Consider the following 15,565-nt stretch of genomic DNA (forward strand, 5'->3'; position numbering starts at 1 on the left):
AGATTCTGTCTTAATTGACTTTGCTGCTTCACGAGCAAAAGCTTCGAGTGCTTTCTTATCCATATTGTCCATCCTTAGCCTTTAAGGCTTAAGTTTAGACAGTTACACAGAATTCAGGACACTCTCCTTTATTCTATTTAAAACAACAGTCAATATCTAACCGTAGGGCTCATCACATTCTATTTTTTGATCTTCGGTAAAAATACGACAGCTCATTGAATACCAGAGTGTATCGTATGAAAAACTAATATCGCTCTTTGATACACTTTTTAAAGTAATATAAAAACCTTGCTTATCACTATTCGACAAGTTTTCATTCTCGTTAATAACACAATACTCATAATGCTTTCCATTAGTAACGACATTCAGACAAGGCTTTCCTATTGGTATATAGGCAACATTATCTCCAGTTTTACCTGTCTGATTATCGTAAGACTTAATTAACGTTCTTAACTCATTACTTGGTGGAATCGGAAATGCCCCAGCATAGGATGAATAAGATAATAAAAAAGTGCAGTAAAATATTAGGTTATAAGTGGTCATATCTTATTGTCTTCCTGTTTAGTGGTACACTATTCCATACTGCATTTTCATAATGCATAATTCTTTTAAAGTTGAAATAGTTCATCGATACTTTGTCTTCAACTAATGCCGGAACATAGGCTCTACGAGTTTCAGTATAGCTATCACCACGATATGTAATATCTATAGTTACATCCTTCACACTACGAGGCATTCCTTCCCAATCAACAACTCCATATGTTTTTTGTACATCTGCTTTTGTAACTAAGATTTTTGTCTTATTTTCAAGATATTCATAAATAGTGTTAAACATAATGTACTGTTGCTTTCTAGTAATAACCAACTCTTCATCGGTTAAATCACTCGACTTCAAGGCACTCAATGCATCGCTTTTTGTTTTACCCTCAACACTTAAGAGCCACACTGATAACTTCGGGTTAAGACCCGCTAGCTCAAATAAATTTTTCAAATCCAATTTAGAGGGATTTTGGCCATTAGCACCGCTTGGAGGACTGCCGAGATCCAGACCTCGCCCGATAGTAACACCTGAATTTCCTATCACTTTTCCGCGATGATTAGGTATGTGCACTTTCCGAGAAAAGAATGGGCTTCCTTCGATGTCATTCCCCTCTGCATCAAAGGTCAATTGACCTTTTGGTACAGTCAACCATTTCAGATCCATCTCATCATTTTCATAAACCCACTCATCCATCAACGCTTCATCTAAACCTAACAATGTCCCTTGGCCAACAATACCATCAACGGGGCCAATGCTGTACGACGGATGCGTTTGATGACTGGGTTGATAACTTTTTTGGAACTGTTCGATGGCCGTTTTGGTTTTATTACCGAAATCACCATCGGCTTGCAAATCAAATTTCATTTTGATTAACGCTTGCTGAATCAAGCTCACTTCTTCGCCATTGTTGCCTTTTCTGAAAGCGCTGGCTTGTTTCTTCGCTAACTTTTCCAGCTCTTCTGAAGGTTTCAACACATCCGATTGTAGCAGTGATGCTTTATCTTCGTTTTGTGCATCCTCTTTTGGGCTCTCTTCCTGAGCGCTCTTTTCTGCCGCCTTAGATTCTGACAGCTTTTGTTGTGATGCAGATGATTTCTGCGCAGCGGATTGTACTGCGGCAGCCTCAAAATGAGTGATCACATTCGCTTGGCCGCTTTGCATGGTCGCGCTAATAGCACTCGCTTGTAATTCGGCCGGAGCTTTCATATCAAGTAGTGGGGTTGCCAACATGGCGGATTGCCCACCATAAGCGCTACCGCTGCCAGCACTTCCGCCAGCATTAAGGTTAATCGCAGGACCAACGATGTGCACGCCACCAGCATCCACTTTGACAAAGCTGCCACCCGCTTTTAAAGTCACTTCAGCCCCAGCTTCTACAACGATTTTAGCTCCCACTTTAAGGCTGATTTCGCGCCCTGTTTCTATCGCGGTCAGTTTGGCCACTTTATGCTGTAATGACCCGCTAATCTCTACACTGCTATCTTTGGTTATGTTATCGCGGCTTTCGCCCTCCACCGTGAGGTGGTGGTTATGTTTAACGTGCGTAAACTGGTCGTTATCCACCGTGAGGTGCTGGTCGTGCTTGATGTGCGCCGTGGCGTCATTAAGCACCAAGGCATCTAAGTCTTTTTGCGCGTGTAGGTAGATTTTCTCTTGCGCCGCTTGGTCTTCAAAACTCAGCTCGTTAAACCCTTCTCCTTGGTGCGTTTCACTGCGCAGCACGGTTTTGGTTTTGTTATCCGGCAGTGTGTACGGCGCTTTGTTGGTGGCATGGTAGGTACGGCCTGTCACTATCGGTTGGTCTGGGTCGCCGTTGAGAAACGAGACGATGACTTCATGACCAATGCGCGGAATGGCTATCATGCCGTATTGGCTGCCAGCCCAACCTTGTGAGACGCGCACCCAGCACGAGCTGTGCTCATCGCCGTTGGAATATCTGTCCCACGGGAAATGCAGTTTGACGCGGCCATGTTCGTCGCAGAAGATTTCTTCGCCATCAGGGCCCACGACTAACGCCATGCAAGGGCCATCCACTTGAGGTTTGGCTTGCGGTGTCGCACGCCACGTGACATCAGCAGGAATGAGCGTGAATTGGTTGCTGTACGTGGTCGCGCCACTGCCGCCCTCTTCTTCCAAAGCTTGTGGCTGACGCCCTTGGTGGTGCACTTGCACTACAACCCAATCGCGGTTCGCGCTGTCGTCAAGATGCTCTTGTAAGTCGAACTTTGTGCCCGCTTGCAGGCCAGGATGGTTACTTTTTCCGGTCGCAGTACGCGCTTCTCGTCGTAAGTACTCTAAGCGAATTTGATTAAAGGCTTTGCCGCTGACGTCGTCTTTAAAGCGACCCGGTGCATCAAAGTGTTCGTAGGTCGCTTGCTGGTAATCCATCTCGCGCCCTTGCGCTTGCTGAGCAAACGAGTAGCTCGGTTTTTTAAAGCTGTAATCTTGCAGCGCGCTGTGGCTCACTTCGGTTTGGCTGTGTTGCGTTAATTGCGACACATAAGGGCTCTCCATCACGCCACCCGCAAGGGCGTTGCAAGGGATAGGCGTTTCTCGCTTTATCAGGCTTTGGCTGTCGTCACTGAAAAAGAGGGTGTGTTTCCCCTCTTCATGGATGAAGTGATACACCAAGCCCTCTTCGGCGGCTAAGCGCTGCAAGAAGTCGATATCCGTCTCACGGTACTGCACGCAGAATTCACGCTGAGCACACTCACGTTTCAGCGAGAAGGCGTAGTCGTTAATGCCCATTTCTTGCAGTACGATGGAGAGGATTTCGGGAACGGTTTTGAGCTGGAAAATACGGCTGTTTTGGCGCAGTGATAGCCGCTCTAATGCCGGGACTAAGGTAAGTGAGTAAAAGGTGTGATGATGGCCAATATCGCCTTTACTGAACTGGCGCACAATGCCGTGCACGCGCTGCACGACAAGGCCATCACGCAGCATCTCAAGCTGAGCGGTTTTGTCCACCAGCTCCAGCGCCGTTAAGCCAGATTGGCGACTGGCCAGTTTTATCTCATAGCGAAAACCGTAGCAATGCAGGCCCGCTTGCGCGCTATCAGACAGCGATTCCACGCCTTGGTATTCACGTACCACTAACGTGTCGTCTGCCAAACCCTCCACGGTGAGCCTAAAACTTAACCTTGCCATCTTTTTACCTTCCACATTTGAATGTCGAAAAACCTTAAGCTCAATACATAACTAGGCTACGTACTGAGCTTAAGGTTTTGGTGTGGGCCACTCACCCCAAGGACATGAAACACGAGTGAGCGACCCAAAAACTAAGCGTGATTACGCTTCAACAGGCTTGCGCCAGTCGTCAGAACCTGAAGTACCCGCATTCACGTGATCCCACAGGATTTTACGGTAAGACATAGAAACCGTAACGTTTTGTGTGAAGTCGCCGTTCGCTGGATCTTGGCAATGTGGCATTTCACAGTGAATGTCCACGATAGACGCGCTTTCGAGTGTAGTAGTGAAGAAGTTCTCTTGCTTACCTTCGATAGAAGTGCGGTACCATTTTAGCTCAACCGATTTCATCTTCTCGCCAGACGCCAGTGCGTTATAAAGAAGAGGAACCGCTTTGTTTAGCGCTACGGTGAATTTAAATGGTTTGTGAACACGTTGACCAGAAGGCTGACCTGATTGTGGATCAGTCGGTACAGTTACAACGTGGTCAAATTGTTGAACCAACATTTGGTCTTCATGACCTTCAACGAACGCATCACCGATTGAATCAGTAGACAGAGCACCAGCAGTGATCAGGCCCTGAGTTTCGCCTTCGATAGAGATATAACATGGAGTTGGCATTGCAAATTCCTTACTTTAATGATGAATGGTATGAAACAAGTTCACTCGTCATAGAGCAAAGTCAGTGCCAACTCTATTACCATTTAAAATCAAACACTTATATTGTATGTATTTTTGATTGAGCAAAAACCTGCCCAGCATGAGCAAGATATTGCTTCGATGGGTAAAAACTTACCCTCATTCTGAGACAGCCAGATGTAAAAATCCCGATTCACACTGTAAATCGGGATTTTGATGTTGAGACTTCACAAGAAACCATTCAACTCATTAAATTGCAATGGGGTTGACAACTATACCCTTGTCTCTAGCTTATAGTAGAGAGTTGCCAGTGGCGGTACACAGACCAAAATAGATTGGTCTAAACCCTCACTCTCAACGTTTTCAGTCAGTACACGGTTTTTGACTTCAAAACTGCTACCGCCATAGTGCCTATCATCTGTATTAAGCAGTAATTGATACTCACCTTTGACAGGCATACCTAAACGAAAAGCTTGGTGAGGAACAGGGGTAAAATTGGTGATAATTAAAATACGTTCACCGCAGTCACTCATGCGTTCATGCGCAAGAATGCTCGCATCGGCCGCATCTTGTAAGCGCCACTCAAAGCCACGAGGCTCACTGTCTAACTCAAAAAGTGCAGGCTCGGCTTGATACATCTTATTGAGATCTCGCGTTAAATTCTGCACTCCTTGATGGCGTTCAAACTGCAATAAGAACCACTGAAGTTGGTCATCATGATTCCATTCTGCCGTTTGACCAAATTCAGTGCCCATGAAGTTGAGTTTTTTACCCGGCTGGCCATACATGTAACCCATATAAGCACGCAAGTTTGCCGTTTGTTGCCACTCATCGCCGGGCATTTTGTTGTGGATCGAACCCTTGCCGTACACCACTTCATCGTGTGATAGCGACAACACATAGTTTTCACTGTGTGCATAGACTAACGGGAAGGTGATGACGTTGTGATGGTATTTACGATGGACGGGATCTTCTTTTATATAGGCCAAACTGTCATGCATCCAGCCCATATTCCATTTGAAACCAAAGCCTAAGCCACCCATAAAGGTTGGCGCTGAAACGCCGGGAAAAGCTGTTGATTCTTCAGCAATGGTCATAGCATTCGGGAAGTGTTTGTACACTTCTTCGTTCATCCACTTTAAGGTGGCAATCGCATCGTAATTTTCTCTGCCGCCATCCACATTTGGGATCCACTGATCATGGCTGCGTGAGTAGTCGAGATAGAGCATCGAAGCAACGGCGTCTACTCGAATGCCATCGATATGGAACTGTTCAAACCAATATAACGCATTCGAGACTAAGAAACGGCGCACATGTTCGCGGCCAAGGTCGTAAATATACGAACTCCAATCTTGATGCCAGCCGCGGCGTGGATCAGGGTCATGGAATAAAGGAGTGCCATCAAAATTGGCTAAGCCATGACTATCGGCAGGAAAATGTGCGGGAACCCAATCGAGCACCACACCAAGGCCGGCTTGGTGGCACTGATCCACGAAATATTTAAAATCATCGGGCGTACCGAAACGGCTCGTTGGCGCAAATAAGCCAACAGGTTGATAGCCCCAAGAACCATAGAATGGATGCTCAGACACGGGCATAAGCTCTACATGGGTATAGCCTAAATCCACCAAATAAGGCACCAGTTGATCAGCCAGCTCACGATAATTTAGAAATTCCCCCGCCGAATTACGACGCCAAGAGCCCACGTGCAACTCATAGAAAGAGAGCGCTTGCTTGCGCTTTTCGGTGATGGGGCGAGCTTGCCACGTACTGTCTTGCCATTCATAACGCCGATGATCATACGTCACTGAAGCAAACGAAGGGTATTGCTCGGCGTAGTAACCCCAAGGATCGGCTTTGTGCGGTAACCCTTCACCATGAGGCCCTTTCAATTCAAATTTGTATTGCGTACCTTCGGGTAAGTTGGGCATGAAAATTCCCCAAATACCGTAATCAAGGCGCTGCATTGGATTACGACGTCCATCCCATTGGTTAAATGCGCCAATCAAACTGCACGCTTTGGCATGCGGTGCGTAGACTAAAAAACGGATACCTGAGATTTGTTTACCACCACGTTCCATGGTCACGAACTGCGAACCCATGTGGTGATACATCGATTTCGGCGTATGTAAATCATCATATTCAGCGTATAAACCATGGTACTGATATGGGTCATCGATGAGCTGTTCGACACCTGCCCAATCGACCGCCAATTGGTAGTGGGTAAAACGTAAATCAATATTTGATTTTAGGATGAAACCCGACTCATCTTCACGCTCAAGCAGAATGCGGGGTTGATTTTCCACCACCAGCTCAACTTTTTCGGCACCCGGCATCCAAACGCGTAGCGCACCTTGATCGGGTGCAAGGTAAGGGCCTAAAAATGAGAATGGATCTGTAAATGATGCATGGGAAAGTTGGCTATATGCCTGCTTTAGCTTTGAAAGCTTTTTTGTTTTCATATCCCTACTCCTAACCTAACTTTCTTTAAACGTATAAAAATGCCCGCTAAAATGGCGGGCATACTAGCGAGGTTCAGTGTACCGAACTCTGCTGTTACATTGAGTGACCTAGACTAAAATTCTTCATGCCATGATTAAGAAAGATAACACTAAGCCACATCAAGGTTTATTCAGTAAGTGATTATTTACTTACACTCGCTCGCACTTCCGTTAAACGTGCAGCAATGCGATTGACATTATCACGCGCAAATACTTCATCCAAATTCATTGAAAGTTTACGACGCCAGTTAGGGTACTCATTAACGGTGCCCGGAATATTAACGGGTTTATCCATTTCCAACCAATCTTCTAACTGAATACTTAACAAGGTCGATGCGCCAGATGCAACGTGCAATTGCAGCGCCTCACTTAAATACGAATCCATTGGAACAAGGCTTGCATCGCGCCCCACACCCTCAGGCAAATAACCATGCCATGCCACCGAATCCAAAATGCCTTGTTTACATTTCAAACGGTCCTCAAACAAGGCTTCGAGCTGGGCTTGATCGGGGTACAAACCAATTTCGCTCCCCATTTTGAGATCATCGCAATGCCAGAAACCACGCAACGTTGGCATATCATGTGTGCACAGTGCCGACATCGATTGAGCGGCGTAATGTTTCGGTGAGATAAAGCCGCCATCGTCTGCGGTTTCAAAGAAGAACACTTTATAAGAGTGAACACCCGCATCGGCTAAAATATCGACGATTTCATCAGGTACTGTGCCCAAATCTTCGCCAATCACGCTGCATTGATGGCGGTGAGATTCCAACGCTAAAATCGCGAGCATATCTTGTACTGGGTAGTAGATGTAAGCACCCTTAGTGGCATTTTCACCTTTTGGTACCCACCACAAGCGCAGTAAACCAAGTACATGGTCAATGCGCAGAGCACCACAATGTTTCATATTGGCGCGCAGCAGCTTGATATAAGCATCGTAAGCGGTTGCTTGTAATACTTGTGGATTAAGCGGTGGTAAGCCCCAATTTTGACCCAATGGTCCAAGAATATCGGGCGGTGCGCCAATGCTAGCATCTAAAATCAAGTTACCGGCATCAGCCCAAGTTTCAGAGCCAGAATCAGCCACACCCACCGCAAGGTCGCGGTATAAGCCGACCGCCATACCTTTTTCTTCCGCGAGTGCTTGGGCTTCATTAATTTGGCCATCAGCAATCCACTGCAAGTACATGTATAGGTGAACTTTATCTTGATTGTCTTCGATAAATTTCTGTACTGCGCTGTTTTCAAACCGACGATATTTTTCAGGGAAAACCGGCCAACCCCATACATTCGGATCTTGGGCATGTAAATCGACATGCAGCGCATCGAATGCCGCTTGGTGCACTAAGCTCTCACCACCTTCTTCAACGAAATTCAAAAAGGCTTGTGCGCGATCGCTATTTTTATCTAAATGGCGTTTTTTAAATTCGGTGAACAGGAGTGGCAAGACACTCATTTTTAATGTTGCAACTTCGGTATAGTTTACCCAATGCGCTTCACGTACTTTCTGAAGACGTTGCTGAAACTCCGCACTGCCTACTTTTTGCTGCGCATCCGCACTCAAAGCAAATTCAGGCACTGAACTCACGTCTATGTATAAAATATTGAGCCAACGGCGTGACGATGGGCTGTAAGGACTCGCTCCTTCCGGGTTTGCAGGAAAGAGAGAATGAATCGGGTTAAGGCCGACAAAATCGCCGCCACGAGAGGCAATATCCGCCACTAACTGTTTTAAGTCGCCAAAATCACCAATACCCCAGTTGTGCTGAGTACGCAGCGTGTAAAGCTGCACACTCGGGCCCCACAATTTTTTACCTTCAGTAATAGGTGCTTGTTTGTAACAGGCTTTTGGCGTCACTATCAGCGTGAGCTCATACGGTGTTTTACGGCGTTTCCGTGTCACCAACAGTTTGTGATATCCCCATGCCAAATCGCTTGGCAATGCAAACACTAAAGGGCCACCCTCAGCGCGTTCATCACGAACGACTTGCGATTGAAGATAGCCTTCAAGTACCTCTCCTTGTTCGGTTTCTAAGCGCCAGTTAAATTCGCTTTCACGTGCGCTGGCACCTAGATAAAGTGGCACTTCCACCGCTTCACCTTCACGAATAACGAGAACAGGATCTAATACATCTTTCTTGTGTTTCTTTTCTGCTGATTTCAGCAGCGTTTCATCATTGGTTGTGTCATAGCCCAAAGACGCCAATAAGCGGATAATGGTTTCATCTTCCACTTTCGCTTCGTCGCCCCACGCGCTTATGTAGCTGTCGGCAATGTTCGCCATCGCCGCTACTTGTTTTAATGCGTTTAGTTGTTTCATCGCTTTCTCCGAAGGGACTTCTTTCCCCTTCAAATGGGTAGGGTTTTATTATAATGAGTCATCATAGAGCCAAGGCTCTAAGGCCTTGGCTTACTTGAAAATTAACGTTTAACGGTTTCTAATTTCCAGATGTTGTTAACGTAGTCACGGATACTGCGGTCAGAGCTGAACTTACCCACCAACGCGGTGTTAAGAATCGCTTTCTTCGCCCAGCCAGCCTGGTCACGGTACTGCTTGTCCATCGCCTGATGCGCTTGTACATACGAAGCGAAGTCAGCCAGCACTAGGTATGGATCACCACCATCAAGCAAGCTATCGAACGTGGCTTTCAATTTACCCGGAGCGCCTGGGGTAAACTCTTCACCCACCAACAAATCCAGTGAAGCCTTAAGCAGCGGATCCGCATTGTAGTAATCATATGGGTTATAACCACTGGCTTTTAATGCTTCGACTCCGTCCACTTCCAAACCGAAGATGTAGATGTTGTCATCACCCACTTCCTCACGAATTTCCACGTTTGCACCATCCATCGTACCTATGGTTAAAGCACCATTTAGCGCCATTTTCATGTTACCGGTACCGGATGCTTCTTTACCTGCGGTAGAAATTTGCTCGGATACATCGGCAGCAGGAATGATGATTTCAGCTATGCTCACGCGGTAATCAGGAATGAAAACTACTTTTAGCTTGTTACCAATGCGCGGATCGTTATTTACTTTTTCCGCAATTTTATTGATGGCGTAGATGATCTCTTTAGCTAGGTGGTAACCCGGTGCCGCTTTAGCCGCGAAGAACACCACGCGCGGCGTCATATCGAACGTTGGGTCATTCACTAAACGATGATACAAAGAGAGAATATGTAACATATTCAAATGTTGACGTTTGTATTCATGCAAGCGTTTGATCTGCACATCAAAGATGGCATTGGTATCAAGCTCAATACCCATGTTCTCTGATACCCAATCAGCCAGACGCTGCTTGTTGTGTTTCTTAACCGCCATAAACTCTTTTTGGAATTTCGCATCGTCAGCGTATTGCGCAATCGCTTCTAGCTGGTCAAGGTGCGCTGGCCACTCAGTGCCAATTTTTTCCGAAATAAGCGCCGACAAACCTGGGTTACAAAATTTCAACCAGCGACGCGGCGTAATGCCGTTTGTTACGTTGTGCAAACGTGTTGGGTAAAGCTCGTGGAATTCTGGGAAAAGATCGCGTTTTACCAACTCCGAGTGCAGCGCCGCCACACCGTTCACAGCGTAAGAGCCAACCACACAAAGGTTTGCCATACGCACTACACGGTGGAAACCATCTTGAATGATGGAGAGTTTTTGCTGTTTCGACACATCACCCGGCCACTTGGCTCGTACTTCTTGCAGGAAGCGGTGGTTGATTTCGTAAATGATTTCCATATGGCGAGGAAGCAAACGCTGGATCAACGACTCGCTCCACGTTTCGAGTGCTTCAGGCAGTAGCGTATGGTTGGTATAGGCGAACGTTTTTGAGCTGATCGCCCATGCTTCATCCCAGCCCATGCCTTTCTCATCAATCAAGATACGCATCAATTCAGGAATGGAAATCGTTGGGTGAGTATCGTTTAGCTGAACGGTTTGATATTTAGGAAGATCAGCAATGTCATGACCCGCCGCCGCATGACGACGCAAAATGTCACGCATTGACGCCGCGCTATGGAAATATTGCTGCATCAAACGCAGTGTCTTGCCTTTTTCGTGGTTATCGTTTGGATAAAGTACTTTGGTAATGTTGCCTGCATCAATCAAGGCATGCTGTGCTTCAAAGTAGTTACCGTTGTTGAAATCAGCCAGTGAGAAAGGCGCAATTGCGCGACATTCCCATAAACGAAGTGGGTAAACCGTGTCGCTTTCATAGCCGACGATCGGTAAATCCCAAGGCATTGCTTGGACAAACATACTCGGAATCCAACGGCGTTTTTCCACACCATTGTCATTGATAACGTCAACATGGCCGTAAAAACCAATCTCTTGTGCTAGGTGTGGTCGTGCCACTTCCCACGGGTAGCCTTCAACACAACGCCACTCATCAGGAGCTTCTTGTTGGTGGCCCTCACTAAAAGATTGCTTAAACAAACCATATTCATAATGTAAACCATAACCTACGGTTGGGTACTCTTGCGCAGCGCACGAATCCATGAAACATGCCGCAAGTCGCCCTAAACCACCATTACCTAAGGATGGGTCACGTTCTTCTTCTAATAAATCCGTTAGGTTCTGACCTAAATCAGCCATCGCTTCCGTGATTTGCTCATACAGGCCCATGCTGATGAGGTTGTTGCCCGTTAAACGGCCAATCAAGAACTCAAGTGATAAGTAGTTCAGACCCTTAGCGTTAACAATGCGCTCGTCTTGCTCAGTTTCGAGTAGATCAAACATCGTTAATTCAGCCAGTGCGCGCCCCATTGCGAGATACCATGAACGGCTATCTGCATTTTCAATGGTGGTGGCGTAGGTGGCAGTCAGGTGTTTCTTTACGTTGTCTTGGAACGAAGCTTTATCAAACTTCTTCTGTTGCGTAGGTTTCATTAGCGAAATCTCACTTAGTCGTTTTAATTCATCTTCGGCATATCGTGCATCAGCTACGCAAGGTCGGCATCCTCCTAAAAATGACCTCGTTTAGGAGGAGGGCTCAGGGCGTAGAGGGCGAGCACCAGAGTCGCAGTGATCTATCTCTCATTCGTTGCACATAGCGGTTCATAAGCAGTGATTGTGATCACATCACCTTGCTCACTAGCCTAAATACCGCTCATGACGCTAAGGTTTCGATCAGGAATATCAATCTCTCAATATGAGAATTGGCTCTCAAAAAAATGAGCTTCATTTACAAATTACATGAGATTTTGTACATGCTCAGTTTTTATATAGCGCATAACAAAGAAGTTTTAGTGATTAAAGTCACAATTACAGGGCGTAGATGATGAGTAAATGTGAATCCTGCAAGAATCTCGGGATGGATCAATAAACGTGCGTCACGACATCAAGTAACATCCACACAAAATGAGTGATAGTTCACTTGTGTACTCCTAAATAATGATGCTCTTCTTACTAAGCACCTCCAAAGCTGCGATCAGCTTTTAAGTCAGTAACAAGAACAATAAATGGAATCTGGAAGATGTGGATACCTTCTAAGCTTACTCGTCCCGGCCGCCTACACAACGCCATCGTTCGCCCGCGCGTGTTAGAGCTGCTTGCCCAAGCACCTTGCTACAAACTCGTGCTATTTCGCTCGCCTGCTGGTTATGGAAAAACCACCATGGCAGCGCAATGGTTATCAGACAAGACCAATGTAGGTTGGTATAGCATCGATGAAAGCGACAATGATGCGTTCCGATTTATCAACTACTTACTGCAAGCGATTAATAAAGCGACTCAGCAAAGTTGTCCAAATGCCCAAAAACTGGCCGAGCGACGCCAGTTCTCTTCTTTACACTCGCTATTTAGTGAAGTGTTTTCGGAAATGTCTGGCTTTAACAAAGAGTGCTATGTGGTTCTCGATGATTATCATTTGATCGCCGATGACGATATCCACGAAGCGATGCGCTTTTTCCTCAAACACATGCCAGACAACCTAACGCTGGTCGTCACTAGCCGTGCCACACCCCCATTAGGTACGGCCAACTTGCGCGTACGCGATTTGATGATCGAAATTGGTAATGAGCTACTCGCCTTTGATACCGAAGAAACAACACGCTTCTTTAATCAACGGGTCTCTGATGGCGTGGATGATGATACTGCCAACAACTTGTGCACCTATGTCGAAGGCTGGCCCTCTGCACTGCAATTGATTGCCTTACAAGCACAGCACCAAAAGCGCACGTTGGCGCAGACAGCGGAGTCGGTATCGCAGTTTAATCATGCACATTTATGGGATTACTTAGTTGAGGAAGTGTTTGATCTGCTCGATAAAGAAACGCGCCAATTTTTGATGCAATGCTCAGTGCTCGATCACTTTAATGACGTGTTAGTCTCTGCACTCACCAAACGTGACGACGCACTGAGCATGATTGAGTCGCTCAACCGCTATGGTTTATTCATTTATCCATTGGAAGGCGAGCATAACTGGTATCGCTTCCACAACTTATTTGCGGAATTCCTCTCTCATGAGCGCTTAGCTCGCATCCCGCAGCAAGAACAAGATCTGCATCGTGCCGCCGCACACGCGTGGTTACACGAAGCCACACCTCATCAAGCGTTGCGTCACGCCACGCTCGCCAACGATACTGACTTACTCGCTACTATCTTGACGCAATTTGGCTGGAAGATGTTCAACCAAGGCGAGCTTTTGGCTCTCGAAGAGGCCATTAACCAACTCTCTCCGGCCCAACTCTATCGCGAGCCTAAACTGTGTATGCTACAAGCTTGGCTGGCTCAAAGTCAGCACCGCTACTTTGACGTTGGGGATCTGCTAACCAAATCGACCAACGAGATGAAAGCGCTCAATGTTCAGCTCAGCACCAAAGAACAAGGCGAATTCAATGCCCTACGTGCTCAAGTCGCGATCAACCAAAATGAGCCAGAAAAAGCCTTAGAACTTGCGGAGTTAGCACTCAGCCAACTGGATCACACAGTTTACCGCAGTCGTATTGTCGCCACTTCAGTCGTCGGCGAAGTGAACCACGTGCTCGGTCAATTAAGCCGTGCACTCTCGATGATGCAACAAACCGAAAAGCTGGCACGCCAGTATCAGGTTTACCATCAAGCGCTATGGGCATTACTACAGCAAAGCGAGATCTTGATTGCCCAAGGTTATGTGCAAGCCGCTTTTGAAGTACAAGATATTGCCTTCAAATTAATTGAAGAGCAGCAATTGCAGCAAGTGCCATTACATGAATTCTTACTACGGATACGTGCCCAAATCCTGTGGTGCTGGAACCGCTTGGATGAAGCGGAAGAATGCGCTTATAAAGGACTACGCGTATTGGGCAACCACTCTCCAAGCAAGCATCTGCACAGTTATTCTATGCTGGCGCGTATTGCTATTGGCCGTGGTGAACTCGATAAAGCGGGTAAGTTCATCGAACAAATACAGCACTTACTGAAACAATCGACTTATCACGTAGACTGGACGGCGAATGCTTCGCTCTCACTGATTCTATTTTGGCAAGCTCGTGGCAATGATGAAGCAATGTTGCAGTGGCTCAAGACCACCATTCGACCAGAAAAAGCGTGCAATCACTTTTCACAGCTTCAATGGCGCAATATTGCTCGAGTTCAGATTCACTTAGGTCATTTGGAAGATGCGACTCAAACTTTGACGTTTATGCAGCACGAAGCGCAAACTTATCAGTTGATTACTGACCTAAACCGTAATTTGATCCTCGAAGCCGTTCTAGCCACCACAGTGCACAACGAAGAAGTGGCGAAAGAAAAACTCAAAGAGGCGCTACAACTAACCAATCAAACGGGTATGGTGGGTAACTTTTTAATCGATGGTTCTCAGATCGGCCACTTGTTGGAAAAACTCTCTAGCCGATCCGAATTGGGAGATCTGGAACGCCACCGCGCACAACAGTTAATGAAAGAGATCTCTACCACTCAGCGCAGCCGATCAGTCCATTTCGACGAAGAGTTTGTTGAGAAGCTGGTTAATCACCCAAATATTCCTGAGCTGGTTCGTACCAGCCCACTCACTCAACGTGAATGGCAAGTCTTGGGGCTTATTTACTCTGGGTTTAGCAATGAGCAAATTGCACAAGAGCTGGATGTCGCAGGAACCACCATCAAAACCCACATCCGCAACCTATACCAAAAACTGAATATTGCTAACCGCAAAGAGGCAATCCACACCGCCGAGAATTTATTGCAACTTATGGGCTATTGAGTCGCAGGTACGATCAAAAAGAGCCAGATTATCTGGCTCTTTTCTGTCGTAAAAAATGATGGTTAGAAGGTTTTTGGAGCGAAACCAGTCATCACTTCTAAACGCAGTTCTTTGCCCATTGTTGTCATCGGGTGTACCACGATTAAACCTTTAACTAACTTTTTCAATTGACCTAAATCCGCCTGTTCGGCTTTGGTCAACTCACGAGAAAATGGCATATCGAGCAAACTCTTACGCTCTTTGCTCACCGTATAATTTTGCTTGTGTTTTGCTTGAGCGAGCTTTTTCGTCAGTTGTTCTACTTCATCGGTAAATTTGCTGATCATTACTTGATCGCCACGACCTTTAGCCGCATCGAGCTTATGGCGACACGTATCTAAACGGTTATTGAGTTGTTGAATTTCATTTTTCAGGCTCATGGTCACTGGCTCTTCGAAAGTAAAGTGGGCGCGGAGTATATCACAGCCTATCTATACTCTATATAGAAATTAAGCTTAAACCGGTGAAATGAAAGCCACTGGCAAGTCA

General features: G+C 46.3%; 7 protein-coding genes and 1 pseudogene. 1 reads left to right on the plus strand and 7 read right to left on the minus strand.

The window, feature by feature from the left end; translation table 11 throughout:
• Positions 1 to 156: 156 nt before the first annotated feature.
• From AACV20_RS11500 to AACV20_RS11525, 6 genes and pseudogenes are all read right to left on the minus strand, one after another.
• Positions 157 to 543, minus strand: coding sequence for a hypothetical protein (locus tag AACV20_RS11500; RefSeq protein WP_047691023.1), 387 nt, complete (start codon positions 541 to 543; stop codon positions 157 to 159).
• A gap of 664 nt (positions 544 to 1,207) precedes the next feature.
• Positions 1,208 to 3,688, minus strand: a pseudogene (gene tssI / locus AACV20_RS11505) (type VI secretion system tip protein TssI/VgrG); the annotation flags it as partial.
• A gap of 141 nt (positions 3,689 to 3,829) precedes the next feature.
• Complete coding sequence (locus AACV20_RS11510) at positions 3,830 to 4,348, minus strand: Hcp family type VI secretion system effector (protein WP_013868180.1); 519 nt, start codon at positions 4,346 to 4,348, stop codon at positions 3,830 to 3,832.
• A gap of 290 nt (positions 4,349 to 4,638) precedes the next feature.
• Positions 4,639 to 6,828: a 1,4-alpha-glucan branching protein GlgB gene (gene glgB, locus AACV20_RS11515; RefSeq protein ID WP_170907316.1), complete on the minus strand. Its 2,190-nt coding sequence runs from the start codon at positions 6,826 to 6,828 to the stop codon at positions 4,639 to 4,641.
• A 181-nt stretch (positions 6,829 to 7,009) separates the two neighbouring features.
• Positions 7,010 to 9,187: a 4-alpha-glucanotransferase gene (malQ, locus tag AACV20_RS11520; protein WP_047687685.1), complete on the minus strand. Its 2,178-nt coding sequence runs from the start codon at positions 9,185 to 9,187 to the stop codon at positions 7,010 to 7,012.
• Positions 9,188 to 9,288: 101 nt separating this feature from the next.
• On the minus strand, positions 9,289 to 11,742 hold the full coding sequence (locus tag AACV20_RS11525) for a glycogen/starch/alpha-glucan phosphorylase (protein WP_013868184.1): 2,454 nt from the start codon (positions 11,740 to 11,742) through the stop codon (positions 9,289 to 9,291).
• A gap of 586 nt (positions 11,743 to 12,328) precedes the next feature.
• Between AACV20_RS11525 and malT the strand changes: the two genes are divergently transcribed.
• Positions 12,329 to 15,037 carry an HTH-type transcriptional regulator MalT gene (gene malT, locus AACV20_RS11530; RefSeq protein WP_170907317.1) on the plus strand — a complete coding sequence of 903 codons (2,709 nt, stop codon included), beginning with the start codon at positions 12,329 to 12,331 and terminating at the stop codon, positions 15,035 to 15,037.
• 62 nt (positions 15,038 to 15,099) lie between these two features.
• On the opposite strand, the gene AACV20_RS11535 is transcribed toward malT, so the two are convergent.
• Complete coding sequence (locus AACV20_RS11535) at positions 15,100 to 15,456, minus strand: YibL family ribosome-associated protein (protein WP_170907318.1); 357 nt, start codon at positions 15,454 to 15,456, stop codon at positions 15,100 to 15,102.
• Positions 15,457 to 15,565: the final 109 nt, after the last annotated feature.

It is taken from the genome of Vibrio sp. B4-6, from assembly GCF_963888245.1.
Taxonomy (GTDB): domain Bacteria; phylum Pseudomonadota; class Gammaproteobacteria; order Enterobacterales; family Vibrionaceae; genus Vibrio; species Vibrio anguillarum.